This window comes from Mycobacterium sp. IDUB_36, assembly GCF_055419225.1.
On record NZ_JBVAXH010000002.1, the window covers coordinates 321971 to 345604 of the forward strand.

At 67.2% G+C, this 23634-nt stretch carries 24 protein-coding genes; 6 read left to right on the forward strand and 18 right to left on the reverse strand.

The genetic code is table 11. The features are described from left to right. Window positions 1-32: 32 nt before the first annotated feature. From tatA to ACZYW1_RS19870, 4 genes are all read right to left on the reverse strand, one after another. Window positions 33-275, reverse strand: a complete 243-nt coding sequence (gene tatA, locus ACZYW1_RS19855) for a Sec-independent protein translocase subunit TatA (RefSeq protein ID WP_292975832.1) — start codon at window positions 273-275, stop codon at window positions 33-35. Between the two features lie 50 nt (window positions 276-325). Then, a complete protein-coding gene (locus ACZYW1_RS19860; protein ID WP_463788188.1) occupies window positions 326-1297 on the reverse strand; it encodes a helix-turn-helix transcriptional regulator in 972 nt (323 codons plus the stop codon). Between the two features lie 49 nt (window positions 1298-1346). Beyond that, complete coding sequence (locus tag ACZYW1_RS19865) at window positions 1347-2342, reverse strand: helix-turn-helix transcriptional regulator (RefSeq protein ID WP_463788189.1); 996 nt, start codon at window positions 2340-2342, stop codon at window positions 1347-1349. 89 nt (window positions 2343-2431) lie between these two features. Continuing rightward, the gene (locus ACZYW1_RS19870; RefSeq protein ID WP_463788190.1) at window positions 2432-2698 is read right to left on the reverse strand and encodes a WhiB family transcriptional regulator; all 267 of its coding nucleotides are present in this window, start codon (window positions 2696-2698) and stop codon (window positions 2432-2434) included. Window positions 2699-2873: 175 nt separating this feature from the next. Between ACZYW1_RS19870 and ACZYW1_RS19875 the strand changes: the two genes are divergently transcribed. Continuing rightward, on the forward strand, window positions 2874-3449 hold the full coding sequence (locus tag ACZYW1_RS19875) for a TetR/AcrR family transcriptional regulator (protein ID WP_463788806.1): 576 nt from the start codon (window positions 2874-2876) through the stop codon (window positions 3447-3449). A gap of 41 nt (window positions 3450-3490) precedes the next feature. Here the strand turns inward: ACZYW1_RS19875 and pafA are convergent, their stop codons facing one another. The 6 genes from pafA to dop all read right to left on the reverse strand — a co-directional run bounded on the left by pafA (window position 3491) and on the right by dop (window position 9303). After that, a complete protein-coding gene (gene pafA, locus ACZYW1_RS19880; RefSeq protein WP_463788191.1) occupies window positions 3491-4849 on the reverse strand; it encodes a Pup--protein ligase in 1359 nt (452 codons plus the stop codon). Window positions 4850-4984: 135 nt separating this feature from the next. Further along, the gene (locus ACZYW1_RS19885; RefSeq protein WP_463788192.1) at window positions 4985-5836 is read right to left on the reverse strand and encodes a DMT family transporter; all 852 of its coding nucleotides are present in this window, start codon (window positions 5834-5836) and stop codon (window positions 4985-4987) included. Window positions 5837-5846: 10 nt separating this feature from the next. Next, window positions 5847-6605 (reverse strand): proteasome subunit alpha, encoded by a 759-nt coding sequence (prcA, locus tag ACZYW1_RS19890; protein WP_463788193.1) that lies wholly within the window; start codon window positions 6603-6605, stop codon window positions 5847-5849. Then, complete coding sequence (prcB, locus tag ACZYW1_RS19895) at window positions 6602-7489, reverse strand: proteasome subunit beta (protein ID WP_463788194.1); 888 nt, start codon at window positions 7487-7489, stop codon at window positions 6602-6604. Before prcB ends, prcA begins: the two co-directional genes overlap by 4 nt. Beyond that, the gene (locus ACZYW1_RS19900; protein ID WP_292975848.1) at window positions 7486-7680 is read right to left on the reverse strand and encodes a ubiquitin-like protein Pup; all 195 of its coding nucleotides are present in this window, start codon (window positions 7678-7680) and stop codon (window positions 7486-7488) included. Before ACZYW1_RS19900 ends, prcB begins: the two co-directional genes overlap by 4 nt. Before the next feature lie 114 nt (window positions 7681-7794). Beyond that, window positions 7795-9303, reverse strand: a complete 1509-nt coding sequence (dop, locus tag ACZYW1_RS19905) for a pup deamidase/depupylase (RefSeq protein WP_463788195.1) — start codon at window positions 9301-9303, stop codon at window positions 7795-7797. A gap of 180 nt (window positions 9304-9483) precedes the next feature. Between dop and ACZYW1_RS19910 the strand changes: the two genes are divergently transcribed. Beyond that, a complete protein-coding gene (locus ACZYW1_RS19910; RefSeq protein ID WP_463788807.1) occupies window positions 9484-10107 on the forward strand; it encodes a hypothetical protein in 624 nt (207 codons plus the stop codon). Window positions 10108-10133: 26 nt separating this feature from the next. Here the strand turns inward: ACZYW1_RS19910 and arc are convergent, their stop codons facing one another. Next, entirely contained in the window at window positions 10134-11960 is a 1827-nt protein-coding gene (gene arc, locus ACZYW1_RS19915) for a proteasome ATPase (RefSeq protein ID WP_463788196.1), read from the reverse strand. A 152-nt stretch (window positions 11961-12112) separates the two neighbouring features. Between arc and ACZYW1_RS19920 the strand changes: the two genes are divergently transcribed. The 3 genes from ACZYW1_RS19920 to ACZYW1_RS19930 are packed head-to-tail and all read left to right on the forward strand — an operon-like array spanning window position 12113 to window position 13475. Then, on the forward strand, window positions 12113-12619 hold the full coding sequence (locus ACZYW1_RS19920) for an MTB12 family secreted protein (protein WP_463788197.1): 507 nt from the start codon (window positions 12113-12115) through the stop codon (window positions 12617-12619). Window positions 12620-12629: 10 nt separating this feature from the next. After that, entirely contained in the window at window positions 12630-13175 is a 546-nt protein-coding gene (lppK, locus tag ACZYW1_RS19925) for a lipoprotein LppK (RefSeq protein WP_463788198.1), read from the forward strand. 6 nt (window positions 13176-13181) lie between these two features. After that, complete coding sequence (locus ACZYW1_RS19930) at window positions 13182-13475, forward strand: DUF503 domain-containing protein (protein WP_463788199.1); 294 nt, start codon at window positions 13182-13184, stop codon at window positions 13473-13475. A gap of 7 nt (window positions 13476-13482) precedes the next feature. On the opposite strand, the gene ACZYW1_RS19935 is transcribed toward ACZYW1_RS19930, so the two are convergent. After that, complete coding sequence (locus ACZYW1_RS19935; protein ID WP_463788200.1) at window positions 13483-14337, reverse strand: tRNA (adenine-N1)-methyltransferase; 855 nt, start codon at window positions 14335-14337, stop codon at window positions 13483-13485. A gap of 75 nt (window positions 14338-14412) precedes the next feature. Between ACZYW1_RS19935 and ACZYW1_RS19940 the strand changes: the two genes are divergently transcribed. Next, complete coding sequence (locus ACZYW1_RS19940) at window positions 14413-15297, forward strand: RecB family exonuclease (protein ID WP_463788201.1); 885 nt, start codon at window positions 14413-14415, stop codon at window positions 15295-15297. An 8-nt stretch (window positions 15298-15305) separates the two neighbouring features. Here the strand turns inward: ACZYW1_RS19940 and ACZYW1_RS19945 are convergent, their stop codons facing one another. The 6 genes from ACZYW1_RS19945 to metH all read right to left on the reverse strand — a co-directional run bounded on the left by ACZYW1_RS19945 (window position 15306) and on the right by metH (window position 23591). After that, complete coding sequence (locus ACZYW1_RS19945; protein WP_463788202.1) at window positions 15306-16676, reverse strand: FAD-containing oxidoreductase; 1371 nt, start codon at window positions 16674-16676, stop codon at window positions 15306-15308. After that, window positions 16673-17152: a DUF4126 domain-containing protein gene (locus ACZYW1_RS19950; RefSeq protein ID WP_463788203.1), complete on the reverse strand. Its 480-nt coding sequence runs from the start codon at window positions 17150-17152 to the stop codon at window positions 16673-16675. Before ACZYW1_RS19950 ends, ACZYW1_RS19945 begins: the two co-directional genes overlap by 4 nt. Window positions 17153-17246: 94 nt before the next feature. Continuing rightward, window positions 17247-18134: an ATP phosphoribosyltransferase gene (gene hisG, locus ACZYW1_RS19955; RefSeq protein ID WP_463788204.1), complete on the reverse strand. Its 888-nt coding sequence runs from the start codon at window positions 18132-18134 to the stop codon at window positions 17247-17249. Continuing rightward, complete coding sequence (locus ACZYW1_RS19960; protein WP_292975873.1) at window positions 18134-18415, reverse strand: phosphoribosyl-ATP diphosphatase; 282 nt, start codon at window positions 18413-18415, stop codon at window positions 18134-18136. The genes hisG and ACZYW1_RS19960 overlap by 1 nt, the downstream gene beginning before the upstream one ends. Before the next feature lie 27 nt (window positions 18416-18442). Next, window positions 18443-19879: a sugar porter family MFS transporter gene (locus ACZYW1_RS19965; RefSeq protein WP_463788808.1), complete on the reverse strand. Its 1437-nt coding sequence runs from the start codon at window positions 19877-19879 to the stop codon at window positions 18443-18445. 49 nt (window positions 19880-19928) lie between these two features. Beyond that, window positions 19929-23591 carry a methionine synthase gene (gene metH / locus ACZYW1_RS19970; RefSeq protein ID WP_463788809.1) on the reverse strand — a complete coding sequence of 1221 codons (3663 nt, stop codon included), beginning with the start codon at window positions 23589-23591 and terminating at the stop codon, window positions 19929-19931. Window positions 23592-23634 lie beyond the last annotated feature (43 nt).

Genomic DNA, 23634 nt, shown 5'->3' on the forward strand with positions numbered 1-23634 from the left:
AGGCGCTCGGGCGCCGTGGCGGCGGGGCCGGGCTAGGCCGAGCGACCGTCAGCCGCCGGCGGCTCCACCCGCTCGGAATGCACCGGCTGTGCCGGAGCGGCTTGGGTGGCGGACGCGTCGGGCTTGTGGTCGCTCTGCAGCTCGCGGACTTCGGACTTGAAAATCCGCAGCGACTTGCCCAATGAGCGCGCGGCGTCGGGCAGCCGCTTGGCACCGAACAAAACGACCACCAGGACCGCGATGATTGCCAGGTGACCCGGAGTCAGAGCATTCACTTTTGTTTACCTCCAGATGTCTTCACGATGCTACCGCAGCATGGGGTTCATCAGCTGGACCGCGCCGCGGCCTGGTAAGCCTCGAGCGCGGCCTCGGCATTCCCGGCCACCCGGGCGGCCAGCGAATCCGGACCCAGCACCTGCACGGCGGACCCCATCCCCAGAACCTGGCGGGCCATCCAGTCTTCGGAGGCATACGTCATGGCGGCTTCGCAGTAGCCCTCGGGCAGTTCCTGCAACAGCCGCATCGGGTAGTACTCGAACATCCACGACGCCGCGGGTGACAGCCGCAGGGTTGCCGACGGCAGCGCCGGGTCCGCGTCGAACAGGGAGGTGTCCGGCGGCGCCTGGATCGCGGGTTCCGGTGGCGCAGAAGGCTCGTCGAGCACCGAGGCGTCGACGATGCGGTCGAACCGGAACAGCCGCACACCCTCGGATTCGCGCGACCACGCCTCCAGGTAGCTCTGGTCGCCGACCAGCACGATCCGGATCGGGTCGACGAGCCGGGTGGCCAACGTGTCGTGCGAGGCGGCGTAGTAGTCGATGCTCAGCGCCCGGTTGTCGCGGACCGCTGCCCGCACGGCTGCCGACGCCGCACTCTCGACCGGCGCCGGTTCGTCGACCGCGGAGACGTCGTTGCCGTGCCCGGCAGCGCCCGCGGCGGTCTCGATCTTGGCGATGGCGCTCCGCGCCGCTTCGGGATCCAGCACGCCGGGGATGTCGGCGAGTGCGCGCAACGCCACCAGAAGGCTGGTGGCCTCGGGCGAGGTCAGCTGCAGTGGAGTGTCGATACCGGCGGAGAACGTCACCTCGATGGTGTCGCCGGTGAATTCGAAGTCGATCAGGTCGCCGGGTCCGTAGCCGGGCAGCCCGCACAGCCACAGCTGGTCGAGGTCCTCACCCAACTGCTTGACCGAAACGCCCAGCTCAGAGGCGGCCTGTGCGCGGGTGACCCGCGGATTCGCCTGGAAATACGGGACCATGTTCAGCAGCCGGACCAGCCGCGTCGAGACGGGGGTCATCTGCGCCACTCCTCCTCATCGCTTCGCTCTGCATCGTCGCCGGCGCGTGTCATCCGCGCCACTCCTCCCCCGCGTGGGCGCGCAACAGCGTCAGCACGTCGTCGCGCAGCGACTCGGGTTCCAGCACCACCGCGTCGGCGGCATACCCGGCAATGTCGCGCGTCAGCCGTCCGGTGGAGCCGATGTCGACTTCGATGACCTCGCCGTCGCGGCCGCCGATCTGCCGGGCACCCAGCGAAGTTCCGGCGCGCCGCAGCGCGGTGGCCCGCCCGTCGGCCACCCAGACCTGGGCCCGGACTCCGGTGGGCGCGTCGCCGACGGCCTTGGCGACGATCTCGCGCAGGTCGGTGTTCTGGGGCCGGGAGACCGCCCCGGCCGGACCGGTGAGAGTGACCTCGGCGCCGATACGGGACAGCCGGAACGTCCGGGTGGCGTCGCGGTCGCGGTCATGGCCGACGAGATACCAGCGGCCCTTCTCGGTGATCACTCCCCACGGCTCGACGGTCCGCGTGGTGTACGGCTCACTGCGCGACGGCCGGTGCTGGAACTGCACGGCCTGGCGTGCCGTCACCGCGGCGAGCAGCGCGTTCAGCACGTCCTCGGATCCGCGCAGCCCGACTCCCCCCGCCGGCGATGCGATGGCGATCGGGGCGTCCGGGTCGACGTCGACGCCGGCCGCGCGCAGCTTGAGCAGCGCGCCCTGCGTCGCGGTGATCAACTCGGGTGACTCCCACAGCTGGGTGGCCACCGCGACCGCGGCCGCCTCGTCACCGGTCAGCCCGACAGCGGGCAGCGCATAGGCATCGCGGTTGATCCGGTAGCCCTCCACCGGGTCGTAGGACGACACCCGGCCGGTTTCCAGGGGGATGCCCAGATCGCGGAGCTCGTTCTTGTCGCGCTCGAACATCCGCGAGAATGCCTCGTCGCTGGTGCTGTCCGCGTATCCGGCGACACTGGACCGGATTTTCTCCGCGGTGATGAAGCTGCGGGTGGACAGCAGTGCGATGACGAGATTCATCAACCGCTCGACTTTGGAAACCGCCACTCGTAACAGGTTAGGGCAACGGGTGACGCGCCACCGTCATCGGCACGGCGTCGACGCCGACCACTGCGGACAGCGACGCGACGATCGCGTCACTCGCCGAGATCTCGCTTGCCGTGAGCGACGAGGGATCGCAGCTGACGCATCGCGAAGGTGCGACCGCGTCCGTATTCGGGAATGTGCACCCCCGACCACATGCCCTGGGCGTGCGGGGTGTCCAACGCTTCCTCGGCGCAGAGCCAACGCCGTGGGCACGCGCGGCACAGCGCCTTCAATTCGGGGTCGTCCCCGCCGTCGAGCCAGCGGTCGGCGTCATCGAGGCACGGCGGAGACGTCAGTGTGCGCGAAGTGTCGAGCATCGCTGGCACGGAAATCCTTTCGGGTCGTGACGTGCAACGGTATGAACCTACCGAACAGCAATATGGTCGTATTGTCACACCGTACTGCTAAATTGCGTTCATCGCCGACACAGCCCCGCAGCAGCTCTTCGCGCCTCGCCCTGCCCTTCCGCCCGAGCCGTCCAGCAGGGAACGAATACGCGCCGCCGCGCTGCGCTGCTTCGCCGTCTCGGGCATCGCGGCGACGTCGCTGCGGACGGTCGCCGAGGCCGCCGGCGCGTCGATTGGATTGCTGCAGCACTACTTCGGCACCAAAGCGGCGCTCGTTGCCGAGGTCGACGACCACGTCATCCGCGTGTTCAGTGATGCGCTCGAATCCGAACCGCTGCCCGACGCACCCCAGGACGCGCTGGCCGAAATGGGCCGAAGGTTGATCGGGGTCATGGCCGAGCAGGACGACGTCGTCGCCTACATAGGTCGCGCGCTCGTCGAGGGTGACTCGATCGGCACCGAGATCTTCGACGCTCTGCTCAAGATCAGCACCTCACAGCGGGATCTGCTCGTCGAACGCGACCAGGCCCGACAGGACCTGGACCTGGTCTGGGGGGCGCTGAATCCACTGATACTGCGCTTGGGGCCGATGATCCTGCGCTCGCACATCGAGCGCCACCTGCCCGCGCCGTTCGGTGCGCCGAGCCAACTCCAGCGCTGGAACAACGCGGTGACCGGGCTCATCCACCACGGCCAGATGCAGCCCAAGCCAACGGCGTAGCCACCGGGGCGGGATTCGATCGCGACGGCGGCGCCGTCGAGCTACATGCTGGCGATCAGGCGCTTGACCCGCTCGTCCACCGAGCGGAAAGGGTCCTTGCACAGCACCGTGCGCTGGGCTTGGTCATTGAGCTTGAGGTGCACCCAGTCGACCGTGAAATCGCGCCCGGCCGCCTGCGCGGCGCTGATGAACTCTCCGCGAAGCCGGGCCCGGGTGGTCTGCGGCGGCTGGTCGACCGCGGCGTCGATCTCTTCGTCGGTCGTGATCCGGGCGGCCAAGCCCTTGCGTTGCAGCAGGTCGAAGACACCGCGGCCGCGCTTGATGTCGTGGTACGCCAGGTCGAGTTGGGCGATCTTAGGGTCGGACAGCTCCATGTCGTAGCGATCCTGGTAGCGCTGGAACAGCTTTCGCTTGATCACCCAGTCGATTTCGGTGTCGACCTTCGCGAAATCCTGGCTCTCCACCGCGTCGAGCTGGCGACCCCACAGGTCGACGACCTGCTCGATCTGCGCGTTGGGCTCGCGGGTCTGCAGGTGCTCGACGGCCCGCGAGTAGTACTCCCGCTGGATGTCCAGTGCGCTGGCCTGACGCCCGCCGGCCAGCCGGACCGGGCGCCGTCCCGTCGAATCGTGGCTGACCTCGCGGATGGCGCGGATCGGGTTGTCCAGCGAGAAGTCGCGGAACGCCACGCCGGCTTCGATCATCTCCAGCACCAGCGCGGCGGTGCCCACCTTGAGCATCGTGGTCGACTCGCACATGTTGGAGTCGCCGACGATGACGTGCAGCCGCCGGTACTTCTCCGCGTCCGCATGCGGCTCGTCGCGGGTGTTGATGATCGGCCGGCTGCGCGTGGTGGCCGAGGAGACGCCCTCCCAGATGTGCTCCGCGCGCTGCGACAGGCAGAAGGTGGCGGCCTTGGGTGTCTGCAACACCTTTCCAGCCCCGCAGATCAGCTGCCGGGTGACCAGGAAAGGCAGCAGCACATCGGAAATCCGCGAAAATTCGCCGGCCCGCACGATCAGGTAGTTCTCGTGACAGCCGTAGGAGTTGCCGGCCGAGTCGGTGTTGTTCTTGAACAGGTAGATGTCGCCGCCGATGCCTTCGTCGGCCAGCCGCTGCTCGGCGTCGATCAGCAGGTCCTCGAGCACGCGCTCGCCGGCGCGGTCGTGGGTGACGAGCTGGATCAGGCTGTCGCATTCGGCGGTCGCGTACTCCGGATGGCTGCCGACATCCAGGTACAACCGGGCGCCGTTACGCAGGAAAACGTTGGAGCTGCGCCCCCAGGAGACCACCCGTCGAAACAGGTAGCGGGCTACTTCGTCGGGCGATAGCCGACGGTGGCCGTGGAATGTGCAGGTGACACCGAATTCGGTTTCGATGCCCATGATTCGCCGCTGCACAATTCGAGCGTACTTGCTGAACGCGCAACCCGTGCGCAACCCCCGCCGATGGGTCGGCAAGCTGCCGCATCAACCACGTCCCCGGTGCGGTCGCCGGATCGACGGCGGTGCGAAACCGGTTGCCGTCGAAATAGTTCACGCCTCGGAAGGCTCGGGCGCCTCCCCGAACCGGCTCAGGGCCAGCGCCGCGATGACGGCGACGACGAATCCGACCTCGACCATCCAGCCCAGGCCGGGACGGGTCTGGTCGCCCAGCCAGAACACGCCGACCAGCGCGGGGCCGACCGTTTCACCGATCACCATTCCGGCAACCGCCGTGGTCACCGATCCGCGGCTCAGCGCGGACGTCAGCAACATGAACCCGGCCGCCCCGCCGGCGATCAATGCGTAGACGGCCGGATTGGTCCAGAATGAGGCTTCGGTCAGGTCGATCGAATCGATCAGCCGCACCGCGATCTCGTCGACCCCGAATCCGGCGCCGGCCCCGAATCCCAGCACCAGCGCGCGGGTTCGGTCACTCAGCCGGCCCGCCGCCGCACCGGCGACGAACACGACGGCGACGATCACCAGCAGCGCCCAACCCAGCCCGGGCGGGCCGTGCCCGGTGCCCTCGGGCCCCGCGGCGATGCCCAGCATCGCCAGGCTGGCGCACACCACGGCGACGGCGGCCCACTCCATCGCCGACAACCGGGTGGACAGCACCCAGGCGGCCACGATCGCCGTGACCGCCAGCGACGCGGCGATCGCGGCGGCGACGACGTAGATCGGAACCAGACGAAGCGCGGCGACCTGCAGCAGGAAGCCCACGCCGTCCAGGGCGATTCCCACCAGGTACCGCCACTGCTGAAGGGCCCGCAGCACCAACGCGGCATTGACTCCGGAATTGCTGTCGCCGGTATCGACCGAACGGGTCGCTGCGGCTTGCAGCACAGTCGCGGTGCCGTAACAGACCGAGCAGCCCAGCGCGAGCAGTAATCCGATCAGCACCGGATGTCGCCTAAGTCGACGATTTCTCCGCTGAGTCGTCCGCCGACTCAGCGACCGTGCGTTCGGGCAGCAGATGCTCCAGCGCGGCGCCGGCGATACGACGGAACGCCCGCCGCGGCCGGTTGGCGTCGAGGATCGCGACCTCGAGGTTCGACACCCCCAACGGCGGCTGGTCGTTGTTGGGGCCCTCGGCGCGACCCACCTCGAGCGCGTTGACCGCGATGTGCACCGCATCGGCCAAGTTGGCGTTCTCGGCGAAGGTGTCCTTCAACGCGGTGCTGATCGGCTCGGTCGTCCCGCCCATCACCACGTAGTGCGGCTCGTCGTTGATCGACCCGTCGTAGGTGATCCGGTACAGCTCAGGCGCTTTGGTCTCGCCGTGGTGAGCCACTTCGGCGACACACAACTCGACCTCGTACGGCTTGGCCTGCTCGGTGAAGATGGTGCCCAGCGTCTGCGCGTAGACGTTGGCCAGCTGCCGGCCGGTGACGTCGCGGCGGTCATAGGCGTAGCCGCGGGTGTCGGCGAATTGGATACCGCCGCGTCGCAGGTTCTCGAACTCGTTGAACTTTCCTACCGCGGCGAAGCCGACCCGGTCGTAGAGCTCGCTGATCTTCTGTAGCGAGCGCGACGGGTTCTCCGCGACGAACAGCACCCCGCCGGAGTAGGCCAGGGCCACCACGCTGCGGCCGCGGCCGATGCCTTTGCGCGCGAGCTCACTGCGCTCACGCATCGCCTGCTCAGGCGAGATGAAATACGGAAAACTCATGAGTCACTTCCCGCACGATCGGCGTCGGGTCCGAAAGTGTCTGCCCGGGAACGTCTTTGAACGACCTCCCGGGCCAGCTCGGCGATGCGCGGCTCGGCCACGTGGATCGCGCCGTCGGCGCCGATGGTGACGGCGGTCGGGAAGATCCCACGCACCAGGTCCGGGCCGCCGGTGGCCGAGTCGTCGTCGGCAGCGTCGTACAGCGCTTCCACCGCCACCCGCAGTGCCGAATCCGCGTCCGTCACTTGCGAATACAGCTTCTTGACCGACGACTTGGCAAAGATCGAGCCGGAGCCCACCGATTGATAGCCCTCTTCCTCGAGGTTCCAGCCGCCCGCGGCGTCGAACGAGACGATGCGACCGGCCTTCGTCGGATCGGGATCGTCGATGTCGAAACCGACGAGCAGCGGAAGCGCCACCAGACCCTGCATCGCCGCAGGGAGGTTGCCGCGCACCATGATTGCGAGCCGGTTCACCTTGCCCGCGAACGTCAGCGGGACACCTTCGAGCTTCTCGTAGTGCTCGAGTTCGACGGCGTAGAGACGGGCGAACTCGACCGCGATGGCCGCGGTCCCGGCGATCCCGGTCGCGGTGTAGTCGTCGGTGATGTAAACCTTCTGCACGTCGCGCCCGGCGATCATGTTGCCCTGGGTGGAACGTCGGTCGCCGGCCAGCAGTACGCCGCCCGGATACTTCAGCGCGACGATCGTGGTGCCGTGCGGCAGTGCCGAACTCGGCGTGATCGCGTCGCCGCCGCCGGCGCTGACGGGAAGCAGCTCCGGCGCCTCGCGGCGCAAATAATCAGAGAAAGAGGAAAGTCCGCCAGAGGCGGTTCCGGGAAGGACAGAGTGGGTGGCCAGGCGATCGCGGTCAGGCCAGGTCACTGTCCGCCCTTTTGGACGTATGCGCGGACGAAGTCTTCGGCGTTCTCTTCCAGAACATCGTCGATTTCATCGAGCAGGTCGTCGGTCTCCTCGGTCAGCTTCTCGCGACGCTCCTGGCCCGCGGCCGTGCTGGAGGTGGGGTCGTCGTCATCGCCGCCGCCACCACCGCGCTTGGTCTGCTCTTGGGCCATTACTGCCTCCTGCATCGTCATCGGACGTGAGACACGTCCGTCGTTTCTCCACCCTACCGGTCGACGCCGGTTATGCCCTGGCTTGAACGCTCATGTCCGGGCGCGGCCGACGCCTCAGTTGGTGAGCTGTTCGACCAACTCCACGGCGCTGTCCACCGAGTCCAGGAGCGCCCCGACGTGCGCTTTGCTACCGCGCAACGGCTCCAGCGTGGGGATGCGCACCAACGAGTCACCACCGAGATCGAAAATCACCGAGTCCCAGCTGGCCGCGGCGATGTCGGCACCGAAGCGCCGCAGGCATTCGCCGCGGAAGTAGGCACGGGTATCGGTCGGCGGGTTGTCGACCGCGTCGATCACCTGCTGCTCGGTGACCAGACGCTTCATCGACCCGCGGGCCACCAGCCGGTTGTAGAGGCCCTTGTCGAGCCGAACGTCGGAGTACTGCAGGTCGACGAGGTGGAGTCGCGGCGCCGACCAGCCCAGGTTCTCGCGGTGTCGGAAGCCCTCGAGCAGCCGCAGCTTGGCCGGCCAATCCAGCAGCTCGGCGCATTCCATGGGATCGCGCTCGAGCAGATCCAGCACGTGCGCCCAGGTTTCCACCACCTTGATCGCGCGCGGGTCGGGGTCGCGGCTGTCCACCAGTTTCGCCACCCGGTCGAGGTAAATCCGTTGCAGCGCAAGGGCCGTCAATTCACGGCCGTCGGCCAGTGCAACGGTCGCGCGCAGTGCCGGGTCGCGACTGACCGCGTGCACGGCGTGCACCGGCCGGGCCAGCGCCAGATCGCTGAGATCAATTCCCTGTGCCGGCCCGTCCTCGATCAGGTCGAGCACCAGCGCGGTGGTGCCCAGCTTCAGGTAGGTCGACGTCTCGGAGAGATTCGCGTCGCCGATGATGACGTGCAGCCGCCGATAGCGGTCGGCGTCGGCGTGCGGCTCGTCGCGGGTGTTGATGATCCCCCGCTTCAGCGTGGTCTCGAGCCCGACCTCGACCTCGATGTAGTCGGAGCGCTGCGAGAGCTGGAAGCCGGGCTCGTCGCCGGACGGCCCGATGCCGACCCGGCCGGAGCCGGTGACCACCTGGCGCGACACCAGGAACGGGGTCAGCCCGGCGATGACCGACGAGAACGGAGTCTGACGGCTCATCAGGTAGTTCTCGTGCGAGCCGTAAGACGCACCCTTGCCGTCGACGTTGTTCTTGTACAGCTGCAGCTTGGCCGCGCCGGGAACGCTCGCGACGTGGCGGGCGGCGGCCTCCATCACCCGCTCGCCGGCCTTGTCCCAGATCACCGCGTCCAGGGGGTCGGTGCACTCGGGCGCGGAGTACTCCGGGTGCGCGTGGTCGACGTAGAGCCTCGCCCCGTTGGTCAGGATCATGTTGGCGGCCCCGACCTCGTCGGCGTCCACCACCGGCGGCGGGCCCGCCGAGCGGCTCAGGTCGAAGCCGCGGGCATCCCGCAACGGGGATTCCACCTCGTAGTCCCAGCGGGTGCGCTTGGCCCGCTGGATCCCGGCGGCGGCGGCGTAGGCCAGTACTGCCTGCGTCGAAGTCAGGATCGGGTTGGCGGTCGGGTCCGACGGCGACGAAATACCGTATTCGACCTCCGTACCGATAATTCGTTGCATCCCTCGAGCTTAGGCGCGGTGGCCGAAGCGCCGCGCCGCGGGCGCTGCCGAAGTGGGGTGAGACGGAGCGACGGAGGTGCTGCGAGAAGGCGATTGCCGGGTCACAGCCGGCCGCATTGCGGGCAGGTGAACTCGGCTGACCGGCCATTGACGCAGGTGACGGAAGTCGTTACCTTCACCCTGGTGTCTGCCGAACCCCTCACCGGCCTGTCCGGAAAGCGCTACGGCGAAGTCCTTCTGGTGACGCCGGGCGAGGTGGGACCGCAGGCCGCGGTCTACAGCAGCTTCGGTCTCAACGACCTGCCCGCCGAATTGTGGTCGGCGCTCGACGCGAAAGCCGTCGCAACCGAAAACGGTGCTGCCACAGCCTTACTCGACGGCCCGCGGTACTGGCTGATGAACGAGATCGAGCGCCCGGCCCAGGGCATGAAGATCGTGAAGAACTTCGGCGGGATCGACATGGCGCTGCAGTCCCAAACACTGCTGCCGGGCCTGCACCCGGCGCCGTATACCGCCAATCAGGTGCACCGACACAGCGTCTCGACGTTCGACACCGGCGAAGAGGTCTACGAGCTGCACGATCCGGCGATGCGCCGCTGGGTGATGCAGACGTGGAGCCAGATCGTCGACCCGAACCTGTCCAGAGCAGATCTGCCGGGGCTCGGCAGCCGACTCGAGTTGCCGGACGGGTGGACCTATCAGACCCGGACGCTCACCAGCCCGCTGCGCATCGACACCACGACGCACGCCGCGCAGGTGCTGCAGGACGACCTGACCAACAGCTATTCGCTGCTGGCCGGCTGAGTCTGGCTCTGGTCGCCGGCCTGTGGCTACAGGTACTGGCCGAGGTTGGACTCGGTGTCGATCGCCCGTGAGGCGCTCGAGCTCTTGCCGGTGACCAAGGTCCGGATGTAGACGATCCGCTCGCCCTTCTTGCCCGAAATCCGCGCCCAGTCATCGGGGTTGGTGGTGTTGGGCAGGTCCTCGTTCTCGGCGAACTCGTCGACGATCGAGTCCAGCAGGTGCTGGATCCGCAGACCGCGCTGGCCGCTTTCCAGCACCGCCTTGATGGCGTTCTTCTTCGCGCGGTCGACGACGTTCTGGATCATCGCGCCGGAGTTGAAGTCCTTGAAGTACATCACCTCTTTGTCGCCGTTGGCGTAGGTGACTTCGAGGAACCGGTTGTCGTCGATCTCGGCGTACATCCGGTCGACGACCTTCTCGATCATCGCCTTGATGCACAACGAACGGTCGCCGGAGAATTCGGCGAGATCGTCGGCGTTGACCGGCAGCGCGTCGGTCAGGTACTTCGAGAAGATGTCCTGAGCCGATTCGGCGTCCGGGCGCTCGATCTTGATCTTCACGTCCAGACGACCGGGTCGCAGGATGGCGGGGTCGATCATGTCCTCGCGGTTGGAGGCGCCGATCACGATGACGTTCTCCAAGCCTTCGACACCGTCGATCTCGCTCAACAGCTGCGGGACGACCGTGGTCTCGACGTCGGAGGAAACCCCGGTGCCACGGGTGCGGAAGATCGAGTCCATCTCGTCGAAGAACACGATCACCGGCGTGCCCTCGGATGCCTTTTCACGGGCCCGCTGGAAGATCAGCCGGATGTGCCGCTCGGTCTCACCGACGAACTTGTTGAGCAGCTCGGGACCCTTGATGTTGAGGAAGTACGACTTGGCTTCGCGCGCATCGTCGCCGCGGACCTCGGCCATCTTCTTGGCCAGCGAGTTGGCGACGGCCTTGGCGATCAAGGTCTTTCCGCACCCGGGCGGGCCATAGAGCAGCACACCCTTGGGTGGCCGCAGCGCGTACTCGCGGTAGAGGTCTTTGTGCAGGAACGGCAGCTCGACCGCGTCGCGGATCTGCTCGATCTGGCGGCCGAGGCCACCGATGTCGTTGTAGGTGACGTCGGGGACCTCTTCGAGCACCAGGTCCTCGACCTCGGCCTTGGGGATGCGCTCGAAGGCGTAGCCGGCCTTGGTGTCCACCAACAGCGAGTCACCGGGACGCAGCTTGCGGGGACGCAGGTCGTCGTCGCTCGAGTCGTACACGCCCTCGGGCAGATCCGGCGCCACCAGCGGCTCGGCGAGCCACACGATGCGCTCCTCGTCGGCGTGGCCGACCACGAGCGCGCGGTGACCGTCGGCCAATACCTCACGCAGCGACGAGATCTCGCCGACCGATTCGTAGGTGCCCGCCTCGACGACAGTTAAAGCCTCGTTGAGGCGAACCGTCTGGCCTTTGCGCAACGAACTCACGTCGATGTTGGGCGAGCACGTCAGGCGCATCTTGCGTCCGGAGGTGAACACGTCGAGGGTGTCGTCCTCGAAGGTGGCCAACAGCACGCCGTAACCGCTGGGCGGCTGCCCCAGCCGGTCGACCTCCTCGCGCAGCGCCAGCAGCTGCTGGCGAGCTTCTTTGAGCGTCTCCATCAGTTTGGAGTTACGCGACGCCAGCGAGTCGATCCGCGCCTCTAGCTGGTGAATGTCACGTGGACTGCGCGCGGCGCCGTGCGATCCCGCAGCGGTGTCCAGCTGCTCGCGCAGGACGGCGGCTTCGCGTCGAAGCTCTTCCAGCTCGGCGGCGTCCTCACTGGACAGGTCCGGCTCGCGTGGGCTGCCGAACGGTTCGCGCTCAAATTCACCCATGTTGCGCCCCTTTCCCGCCCCGAGACGGTCGTGCGGTGGATACCTCAACGCTACCGGCGATTTCCGAATCATGCGGGAACTCGAAATGGGGCACACAGGCAACAGCGTTAACATCTTGTTTAGCCAGCTTTACCGAGAGGACGCTCGTGACCATGAAATCCCTAGCCACAGGCATGGCGGCGTTCGCCGCCATCAGTGCGGCCGCCGCGGGTGTGACCTGTATTGCATCGGTGGCCTCCGCGGCACCGGGCGTCCAACCCGCCGCCGTCGGTGCGCCGCTGCCGCTGGACCCGCCGCTGCCCGCCACCGTCGACGTGCCCACCGCCGCCCAATTGGCGACCGTTCTCAACACGTTGCAGGACCCGAGCGTGTCGTTCGCCAGCAAGGGCGACCTCATCGAGGGCGGCATCCCGGTTCCGATCGGTATTGCCGACCACGAGCTGCAGAAGGCCGCGTCCAAGGGCAGCTTGCCGTTGACGTTCGACATCACCAACATCGTGCCCTCCGGACCCGGTGCCGCGACGGCCACCATCACCGCATCGGGGCCGCGGCTCAAGCCGACCCCCGAGTACCTGCGGTTCGTCAATCAGGGCGGCTGGAAGCTGTCGCACGACTCGGCGAACACGCTCATCTCGGCCGTGCGTTCGTCAGGGCACTGACGGCCGCTGAATGCGCCATCGCCTGACCGCTGTCCTGAGCACCGCCGCGATTGTGGCGGTGCTCGGTCTTCCGGGGTGTTCGAACGACGACGACGATGCCGCGCCGCCGCCGCCGTCGGCGGCGCCGTCCACCACATCGGCGGCGCTGAGCGCGGCGGCCCCGCAAGCCGCCCCCCTACCGGCTCCCGACGCGCTCGCGGGGGTGCTGTACCGGCTGGCCGACGCCGCGGTTCCGGGCCAGCAGAAGTTGAGTTTGGTCGAGGGGTCCACCCCGGAGAGCGCCGGCGTCTTCGACCAGTTCGCCAACGCGTTGATCAACGGTGGGTACGCGCCGGTGAAATTCGATGTGCGCGATGTCAATTGGTCTGACCGCGACCCTGCCGACGTGGTGGCCAACGTCGACATCAGTTCGACCAACGCACGCGGTCCCCACTTCGGCTTCCCGATGGAATTCAAGCCGATTCAAGCGGGTTGGCAGCTCTCGGCGCGAACCGCCGACGTCCTGCTGGCCTTTCGTTCCGATGCCACCGAACCCCCGACCCCACCGGGTCGCTGACTTCGCGTGTGGATCGGCTGGCTCGAGTTCGACCTGCTGCTCGGTGACGTGCATTCGCTGAAGCAGAAGAGGTCGCTGGTTCGGCCCGTAATCGCCGAGCTGCGAAGGAAGTTCAACGTCTCGGCCGCCGAGACGGGATCGCAGGACCTGCACCGGCGGGCCGGGATCGGTGTCGCGATGACCGCCGCCGATCGCGCGCACGTGGTCGAGGTGCTCGATGCTGCCGAACGCTTGGTCGCCGGACGCCCGGAACTCGAATTGCTCTCGGCGCGAAGAGATCTGCGCCGCAGCGATGACTAGTCGTCGATCATGCCGGCGACGACGGCTGGGTCGGACGCTGCTTTCGGTTCAGCGGCGTCGGCGGGACCGCGCCCGGAGCCAGCTTGCGGGTGAACACCAGAAAAGCCGTGTGCCCGCGCATATTGTGCTGCGGGCGCACCGCCAGACCAACGACGTTCCAGCCGCGCTGCATCGTCTCCCACGCGCGCGGCTCGGTCCAGCACTGCTGAGCGCGCAGCGCCTCCACCACCTTGGACAACTGAGTCACCGTCGCCACGTAGACCATCAGAACACCGCCGGCGACCAGCGCCCGCGAAATGCGGTCCAGTACGTCCCACGGCGCGAGCATGTCCAGCACCACTCGGTCGATCGAGCCGTCGGCCAGATCGGCGTCGACGACGTCGGCGACCACCAGCTGCCAGTTCTGCGGAAGGTGGCCGAAGAAGGTCTCCACGTTGCGACGCGCGTGCTCGGCATGGTCGGCCCGCACGTCGTAGGAGATGACCCGTCCCTCCGGTCCGACCGCGCGCAGCAGCGAACAGCTCAGGGCTCCGGACCCGGCGCCGGCCTCCAACACGCGAGCACCCGGGAAGATGTCTCCTTCGTGCACGATCTGCGCGGCGTCCTTCGGGTAGACCACCTGCGCGCCGCGCGGCATCGACAACACGTAGTCCACCAGTAGCGGTCGCAGCACCAGGAATTGGTCGCCGTTGGCGGATTTGACCACGCTGCCTTCCGGCTGCCCGATCACCGTGTCGTGGGCGATCGCGCCGCGGTGGGTGTGGAACTCCCCGCCCGCGCTGAGCACCATCGTGTAGTGCCGGCCCTTGGCGTCGGTGAGCTGCACGCGATCGCCGCTGACGAACGGGCCGGTTGCAGACACAGCGGACAAGCCTGCCAGCAGACGCGCCGCCGAAGGTGCGCGGGGTTGTCCGACCCTCCTTCTAGGCTGCGGAATATGAGCGACCCGTCCGGCACACCCGCCAGGAGGCGGCCGGCCCTGTCACCATCGCGGGCGGCCGACTTCAAGCAGTGTCCGCTGCTCTATCGCTTCCGCGCCATCGACCGACTCCCCGAACCTTCGTCCACCGCTCAGGTCCGCGGGTCGGTGGTGCACGCGGCACTGGAACAGCTCTACGGCCTGCCGGCAGCCGAACGCGGCCCGCAGACCGCCGACGCGCTGGTCGGCCCGGCCTGGGAACAGGTGATCTCGGCCGAACCCGAGCTGACCGAACAGCTGGATGCCGCGCAGCAGACGCACCTGCTCGACGAGGCGCGCAAGCTGCTGTCCGGTTACTACCGTCTGGAAGACCCGACCCGCTTCGACCCGCAGAGCTGCGAGCAGCGAATCGAGGTCGAACTCGCCGACGGGACGCTGCTGCGCGGGATCATCGACCGCATCGACGTCGCGCCCACCGGCGAGTTGCGGGTGGTGGATTACAAGACCGGGAAGGCCCCGCCCGAGGCGCGGGCGCTGGCCGAGTTCAAGGCCATGTTCCAGATGAAGTTCTATGCGGTCGCGTTGTTGCGCTCGCGGGGAGTGCCGCCCACCCGGCTGCGACTGATCTACCTGTCCGATGGGCAGCTGTTGGACTACTCCCCCGACGAGGCCGAGCTCATCCGCTTCGAAAAGACATTGATGGCCATGTGGCATGCCATTCAATCTGCAGGCGCCACAGGCGATTTCAGGCCGCGTCCGTCGCGGTTGTGCGACTGGTGCGCGCATCACTCGCACTGTCCGGTCTTCGGCGGTACGCCGCCGCCGTACCCGGGCTGGCCGGATGTTCCGGACGAAGGCAACGCCGACACGGTCTTGCAGCACACGGCCGAACCGGCCGCCTGAGCCGGTCGCTACTTCAGTGGCGACATGTCCTGCAGCATGGTGGGAATCAGCTCGCTGACGGTCGGGTGGATGTGCATGGTGCGGGCCAGCGTGGTGTAGGGCGCCTTGGCCGACATGATGTCGAGGATGCCGTGGATGACTTCGTCGCCACCGACCCCCAGGATGGCCGCACCGAGGATCTGCTCCGTCTCGGCGTCCACTATGACCTTCATAAAGCCTTGCGTCTCACCCTTTTCCACCGCTCGTCCGACGCGGGTCATCGGTCGCTGACCGACCAGTGCGGGGCGACCGGACGCACGCACCTGTTCGACGGTCATCCCCGCGCGGCCCAGCGGCGGGTCGATGTAGAGCGCGTACGTCGTGATCCGGTCGCTCACCCGGCGCGGGTCGTCGTCGAGAAGGTTGGCGGCGACGATCTCGAAATCGTTGTACGAGGTGTGCGTGAACGCACCTTTGCCGTTGCAGTCGCCCAGCGCCCAGATGTGCTCGACGCTGGTCTGCAGCTGATCGTCGACGACGATGTTGCCGCGGTCGTCGGTGTCGACCCCGGCGTGCTCGAGGCCGAGGTCGTCGGTGTTGGGGCGGCGGCCCACCGCGAGCAACAGGTGACTGCCCTCGACGGGCGCGTGACCGGCTTGAGTTGTCAGTTCGAAGCCGTTGTCGCGCGCAGAGATTCGGATGTCACCGGCTTCGACGATGATGTCGATGCCTTCGTTCTCCAGGATCGACCGGATGGCGTCCGAGATGTCGTGATCTTCGCGCGACGCCAGGCGTGGGCCTTTTTCGACCACCGTCACCCGGGCGCCGAAGCGGCGGTACATCTGCGCGAATTCGAGCGCGATGTAGCTACCGCCGACCACGACGAGATGTTCGGGCACCGTGTCGAGTTCGAGAATCGAGACATTGGTGAGGTAGTCGACGTCGGCCAGCCCGGGAATGTCGGGCACCACCGCGCGACCACCGACATTGAGGAAAATCCGGTCGGCCTGCAGCGTGTCGTCACCGACCTGCACGGTGTGCGGGTCGACAAACTGCGCGTGGCCGCGAAACACGGTGCAGCCGTCCATGCCGTCGAGCCAGTCCTCGATGCCCGCACGGTCGTCGGAGACAATACTGTCCTTGCGCGCCTTGACTTTTGACATGTCGACACTGACCGGGCCGGTGCTGACGCCGAAATCCGCGCCGCGCCGGGCCAGATGCGCTGCGTGCGCACTGGCCACCAGCGTCTTGGTCGGGATGCAACCGGTGTTGACGCAGGTGCCGCCGAAGAGTTTGCGCTCCACCACCGCAACGGTCTGGCCGGCAGCGGTCAACCGTCCGGCCAACGGGGGCCCGGCCTGACCGGCCCCCACGATGATCGCGTCGAAACGCTGTGTCACAGAGCGGCAGTGAGAGCGGCGAGCGCGAATCCACCGCCGACCGCGACAACGTCTTCGATCAGGGCGGCCGGCAGGTCGCGACCGAAGGACGTCGCCAGCCGGGCGCGTGCCTGGTAGCCGCCGAGGGTGCCCAGGACCGCACCGACCACACCGGCACCGAGCGCACCCCAGGTGACTCCCCAGGCAGTCCCGATGACCGCACCGGCGAACCCGCCGGAGATGAGTCGTCCGATGAATGCCGGCGGTGCGGTGCGGGGCGGCGTCTTGGGCTGCTGGTCGAGATAGAGCTCACCGACCGCCAGCACGGTGAACACGACGGCGGTGATGGTGTTGCCCACCCAGGATGCCCACGTGCCGTTCAGGTTGATCCAGTGCAACACCGCGGCCCACGCGACCACAGTCGGAGCGGTGAAGGTTCGCAAACCGGCGATCACGCCGATTCCGAGAGCAAGAAGCAGAACATAAAAGTGCGTCATGTGCGACATTGCTACCCCTCCTCAGGGTCAGGCAAACAACCGCTGCTGTAGCCGGACGCTAACACAGCCCGGCCGCCTGAGGGAGGCGGGCGAATCAGAATCGGAAGAAGCGGACGTTCGATGCCAGGATCGCTTTGGCGCCGATGGCCGCCAACTGGTCCATGATCGCGTTGACGCCGCGGCGCGGCACCAGCGCGCGTACCGCCGCCCAGTCGGGGTCGGCCAGCGGAGAGATGGTGGGCGACTCCAAACCCGGCGTGATCAGGGTCGCGTCGTCGAGAACCGAACGCGGACAGTCGTAGTCGAGCATCAGATACTGCTGCCCGAACACCACGCCCTGCACTCGCGCCACCAGCTGATCGCGGGCGGCGGCATCCGGGCGCTCGGCGGCGCGCGGATCGATCTGCTCGATCAGGACTGCTTGTGAGTCACACAGCGTTTCGCCGAACGCGACCAGGTTGTGCAGGTTCAGCGTGCGCCCGGAGCCCACCACGTCGGCGATCGCGTCTGCGACTCCGAGCTGCACCGAGATCTCGACCGCGCCGTCGAGCCGGATGACTGTCGCCTCAATACCGCGGGCCGCCAAGTCTTCTCGGACGATGTTCGGGTAGGCGGTGGCGATGCGCCGTCCTGCCAGGTCGTCGATGGTCCAGTCCCGTCCGGCCGGAGCGGCGTAGCGGAAAGTGGAGGAGCCGAAGCCCAGCGCGAGCCGCTCGTGGACGGGCGCACGGGACTCACGCGCCAAATCCCGTCCGGTGATACCGAAGTCGAGTTCACCGGAGCCGACATAGATGGCGATGTCTTTGGGCCGCAGGAAAAAGAACTCGACGTTGTTGTGCGGGTCGATGACGGTGAGGTCTTTGGGATCGGTGCGACGCCGGTAACCGGCCTCGGAGAGGATCTCGACGGCCGTCTCGCTGAGCGCACCCTTGTTGGGGACGGCGACGCGCAGGTTGTCCGAGCCGTCGCGGTTCGAGGTCATCAGAGTTTCCGGTAAACGTCGTCGAGGGTGAGGCCGCGGGCGATCATCAGCACCTGCGCCCAGTACAGCAACTGGCTGATCTCTTCGGCCAGCGCCTCATCGGACTCGTGCTCGGCGGCCAGCCACACCTCGCCGGCCTCTTCGAGGATCTTCTTGCCCAGGGTGTGCACACCGCTGTCCAGCGCGGCGACGGTGCCGCTGCCGGGCGGACGGGTGCGGGCGCGTTCGCCGAGTTCGGCGAACAAATCCTCGAAGGTCTTCACGGCCAGGGATTCTGTCATGCGTAGCTGGTCGAAGTCACGGCGGTTTCAGTCCGTCGCGGATGAGCCGGCGGCCGGAGACACCTCGTCGGGCATGTCTTCCAGCGACACCCCGTTGGTCTCCCGCACCCATCGCCAGACGAAAACAAACGACAGCACGGCGCACAACGTGTAGATGGCGTAGGCCACCGGCAGCGCGTGCCGCAGCGCCGGAAACGACACCGCGATGGTCCAGTTGGCCATCCACTGGACGCCGGAGGCCAAACCCAGCGCGGCCGAGCGAATGCGATTAGGGAACATCTCACCCAGCAGCACCCACAGGACCGGCCCCCAGGAGACCGCGAAGGAGACCACGAACAGATCGGCCGCCACCAGCGCGACGATCCCGGATGGCCCGTCGAGTTCAGGGCGACCGTTGTGGACCGACGCGCCCGCGAACACCACCGTCATGGTGACGAGCATCAGCGACATTCCCGCCGATCCGGCCAGCAGCAGCGGTCGGCGACCGAGCCGGTCGATCAGCGCGATCGCCACCAGCGTGATCAGCACGTTCACCCCGGTGGTCACCAGACCGATGGTGAACGACGACTTCTCGCCGAATCCCACCGCCTCCCAGAGCAAATCGGAGTAGTTGAAGATCACGTTGATGCCGACGAACTGCTGAAAGACGGCCAGCCCCAGCCCGACCCAGACGATGCCGTACAGGCCACCGCCCGGTGCGCGCAGATCGCGCCACGACTGCGGCTTCTCCCGCTCGAGCGTGTCGGCGATCCGGGCGACGGTGTGCTGGGCGTCGCGTTCACCCAGCAACGTTGTTAGCACCTGGGTGGCCTGCGAAAGACGTTGCTTGGCAACCAGATAGCGCGGCGATTCGGGAATGGTGAACAGCAGCACGAAGTAGAGCAGCGCCAGGAGCAACTCGCAGAGAAAGGTCCAGCGCCACGCCGCCAGACCCAGCCAGAGCGGCTTACTCGCCCCACCCGCGATATGAAACGGCACCCAGGTCAGCGCGACCGCGCCGAACAGACCGCAGACAATGGCGAGCTGTTGCAAGGAGCCGAGCCGGCCGCGGAAGCGTGGCGGTGACACCTCGGCGATGTAGGCGGGCGCCGCGACCGACGAGAAGCCGATGCCGATACCGCCGATCAGGTGGAAAACGATGAACATCCAGATGCTTGGCGCCAGCGCGGTACCGAGTCCACACACGAAAAACGAAGCCGCGGACAGCTTCATGATCGACAGGCGGCCCAGGCGGTCACCGAGCCGGCCGGCCCACACCGCGCCGATGGCGGCACCCAGCACACCTGACGCGGTCGCGAAACCCAGTAGCCCGTTGCCGATCTGGAAGGTGGCCTGCAGCGCCTTGACCGCGCGGTTGGTCACCGAGATGTCGAAACCGAAGAGCAGGCCCCCGATAGCCGCCACCGAGGCGAATCGAACGGCGGACAAGAACGCGCGGCGCGCGGCGCGCGGGTCGACCGGCAGATCCTCGTGCGACGGCGGCTGCGGGTGTGCGAACTCAACCAAGTTCGGCTCAGTCCTCCGGGTTGTAGCCGAGGTTGGGGCCCAGCCAGCGCTCGGCTTCCTGCAGGGTCCAGCCCTTGCGCTTGGCGTAGTCGGCGACCTGGTCCTGGGCCATCCGGCCGACCACGAAATACTGCGACTGCGGGTGGGAGAAGTACCAGCCGCTGACGGCGGCGCCGGGCCACATCGCCATCGACTCGGTCAACTCGATGCCGGTCCGCTCCTGGACGTCCATCAGCTTCCAGAGGGTCGCCTTCTCGGTGTGCTCCGGGCAGGCCGGATAGCCCGGGGCGGGGCGGATTCCCCGGTACTTCTCACCGATGAGCGCCTCGTTGTCCAGGTGCTCATCGGGCTGAAATCCCCAGAACTCCTTGCGAACCCGTTGATGCATCCGTTCGGCGAAGGCCTCCGCCAGCCGGTCGGCGAGCGACTCCAGCAGGATCCCGTTGTAGTCGTCGTTGGCTGCCTTGAACTCGACGATCTTGTCGTGGCTGCCGAGTCCCGTGGTGACGGCGAACGCACCGACGTAGTCGGCCAGGCCGGTGTCCTTGGGCGCGATGTAGTCGCCGAGTGACCGGTGCGGGATGCCGGCCCGGTGCTCACCCTGCTGGCGCAGGTTGTACAAGGTCGTCAGCACCTCGGTACGGGTGTCGTCGGTGTACAGCTGGATGTCGTCGCCGATCGCGTTCGCCGGGAAGAAACCGATCACGCCGTTGGCGGTCAGCCATTTCTCCTTGATCAGGGTGTCCAGCATCTCCTGGGCGTCGTCGTAGAGCTTGCGGGCCGTCTCGCCCGACACCGGGTTGTTGAGGATGTCGGGGAACCTGCCCTTCATCTCCCAGGCGTTGAAGAACGGCTGCCAGTCGATGTACTCGCGGAGCTCGGCGATGTCGTAGTCGAGAAACTCCCGCACGCCGAGACCCTGGGCCGGCACCGGCGGCGTGTAGCCGTCCCACTCGATCGGCGTCCGATTCGCGCGGGCCTTCTCCAGCGTCAGCATCGGCCGCTCACTCTTCTGGGCGTGCCGTTCACGCAGGGCGGCGTAGTCGGTTTCGGTGGCCTCCAGCAGGGCTGGACGCTGCTTGTCGTCGAGCAGCGCAGCGGCGACCGGCACCGAGCGGGAAGCGTCTTTGACCCAGACCACCGGACCGCTGCGACGCGGCGACACCTTCACCGCCGTGTGGGCGCGTGAGGTGGTCGCGCCGCCGATCAGCAGTGGGATCTCCAGCCCCTCGCGTTCCATCTCGACGGCGAAGTTGACCATCTCGTCCAGCGACGGGGTGATCAGGCCGGACAACCCGATGATGTCGGCGTTGTGCTCCCTGGCCGCGTCCAGGATCTTCTGGGCGGGCACCATGACGCCGAGGTCGATCACTTCGTAGTTGTTGCACTGCAGCACAACTCCGACGATGTTCTTGCCGATGTCGTGGACGTCGCCCTTCACCGTCGCCATGATGATGGTGCCGTTGGTGTCCTTGCTCGCGGCGGCCCCGGACTCTTCCTTCTCCTTTTCGATGTACGGCAGCAAGTAGGCCACCGCCTTCTTCATCACCCGGGCCGACTTCACGACCTGGGGCAGGAACATCTTGCCCGCACCGAAGAGGTCACCGACGACGTTCATGCCGTCCATCAGCGGACCTTCGATCACCTCGATCGGGCGACCACCGGCCGCGGCGATCTCGGCCCGCAATTCCTCGGTGTCCTCGTTGACGTTGGCGTCGATGCCCTTGACCAGGGCGTGCGTGATCCGCTCGCGGACCGGGAGGCTGCGCCATTCGGCCGCCACCGGGTCCTCGGCCTTCTCCGAGCTGTTGAACCGCTCAGCGATCTCCAGCAGCCGTTCGGCCGCGTCCTCGCGTCGGTTGAGCACGACGTCCTCGATCCGGTCGCGCAGTTCGGGGTCGATCGAGTCGTAGGGCACCAGCGCGCCGGCGTTGACGATGCCCATGTCCAGGCCGGCCTTGATCGCGTGGAACAGGAACACCGCGTGGATCGCCTCGCGGACCGGGTTGTTGCCCCGGAACGAGAAGGACACGTTCGAGATACCGCCGGAGATGTGCACGCCGGGAAGGTTTTCCTTGATCCAGGCGCAGGCCTCGATGAAATCGATCCCGTAGGTGGCGTGTTCCTCGATACCGGTCGCCAGCGCGAAGCAGTTCGGGTCGAAGATGATGTCCTCGGCCGGGAAGCCGACCTCTTCGGTCAGGATCCGGTAGGCGCGCCCGCAGATCTCCTTGCGGCGCTCCAGGTTGTCGGCCTGACCCTGCTCGTCGAAGGCCATCACGACGACGGCGGCGCCGTATTTGCGGCACAGCCGCGCTTCGCGGACGAACTTCTCCTCGCCCTCTTTCATGGAGATCGAGTTGACGATCGGTTTGCCCTGGACGTTCTTCAGGCCCGCCTCGATGACATCCCACTTGGAGGAGTCGATCATCACCGGGACGCGGCTGATGTCGGGCTCGGCGGCGATCAGTTTGGTGAACCGGTCCATCGCGGCGATGCCGTCGATCATGCCCTCGTCCATGTTGATGTCGATGACCTGCGCACCGACCTCGACTTGCTGCAGGGCGACCGACAGCGCGGAGTCGTAGTCCTCGGCCTTGATCAGGTTGCGGAACCGGGCGGATCCGGTGATGTTGGTGCGCTCACCGATGTTCACGAACAGCGATTCGTCGTTGATGTTGAGCGGCTCCAGCCCCGAGAGCCGGGTGGCCACCCCGATCTCCGGCACATCGCGCGGTGCCTTGCCCTCGACGACCTTGGCGATCTCCGCGATGTGCGGCGGCGCCGTGCCGCAGCAGCCACCGACCAGGTTGACCAGTCCGGCCTCGGCGAACTCGGCGATGTAGCTGGCCTGCCGCTCCGGGGACTCGTCGTATTCGCCGAAAGCGTTGGGCAGCCCGGCATTCGGGTAGCAGGAGACGAAGGTGTCCGCGATCCGGGCCACCTCGGCGATGTAGGGCCTCATCTCCGGCGCGCCCAGGGCGCAGTTGAGGCCGACTGCGATCGGCTTCGCATGCCTGATCGCGTTCCAGAAGGCTTCGGTGACCTGACCGGACAGTGTCCGCCCGGAAGCGTCGGTGATGGTGCCCGAGATGATCACCGGCCAGCGGCGACCGCGCTCCTCGAACAGCGTCTCGACGGCGAACACCGCCGCCTTGGAGTTCAGCGAATCGAAGATCGTCTCGATGATGACGAGGTCGGCGCCGCCGTCGACCAGGCCGTTGGCCGCTTCGAGGTAGGCGGCGACGAGCTGGTCGTAGGAGACATTGCGGGCGCCGGGATCGTTGACGTCCGGCGAGATCGACGCGGTCCGCGTCGTCGGCCCGAGTGCGCCGGCGACGTAGCGGGGCTTCTCCGGGGTGCTGAACTCGTCGGCAGCCTGGCGCGCCAGCGCGGCGCCGGCGTAGTTCAGCTCGTACGCCAAATCCACCATGTCGTAGTCGGCGAGGGAGACCGCGTTCGCATTGAACGTGTTGGTCTCCAGGATGTCCGCGCCCGCCTCGAGGTACTCCCGGTGGATCCCCTCGATGATCTGCGGCTGCGTGAGGGTGAGCAGGTCGTTGTTGCCCTGCAGGGCGGTCGGCCACTCCGTGAACCGGTCGCCGCGATAGCCGGCCTCGTCGGGCCGGTCGCGCTGGATCGCCGTGCCCATCGCGCCGTCGATCACCATGATCCGCTGGCGCAGCGCAGTCGTCAGTTCGTCGGTGCAGTCG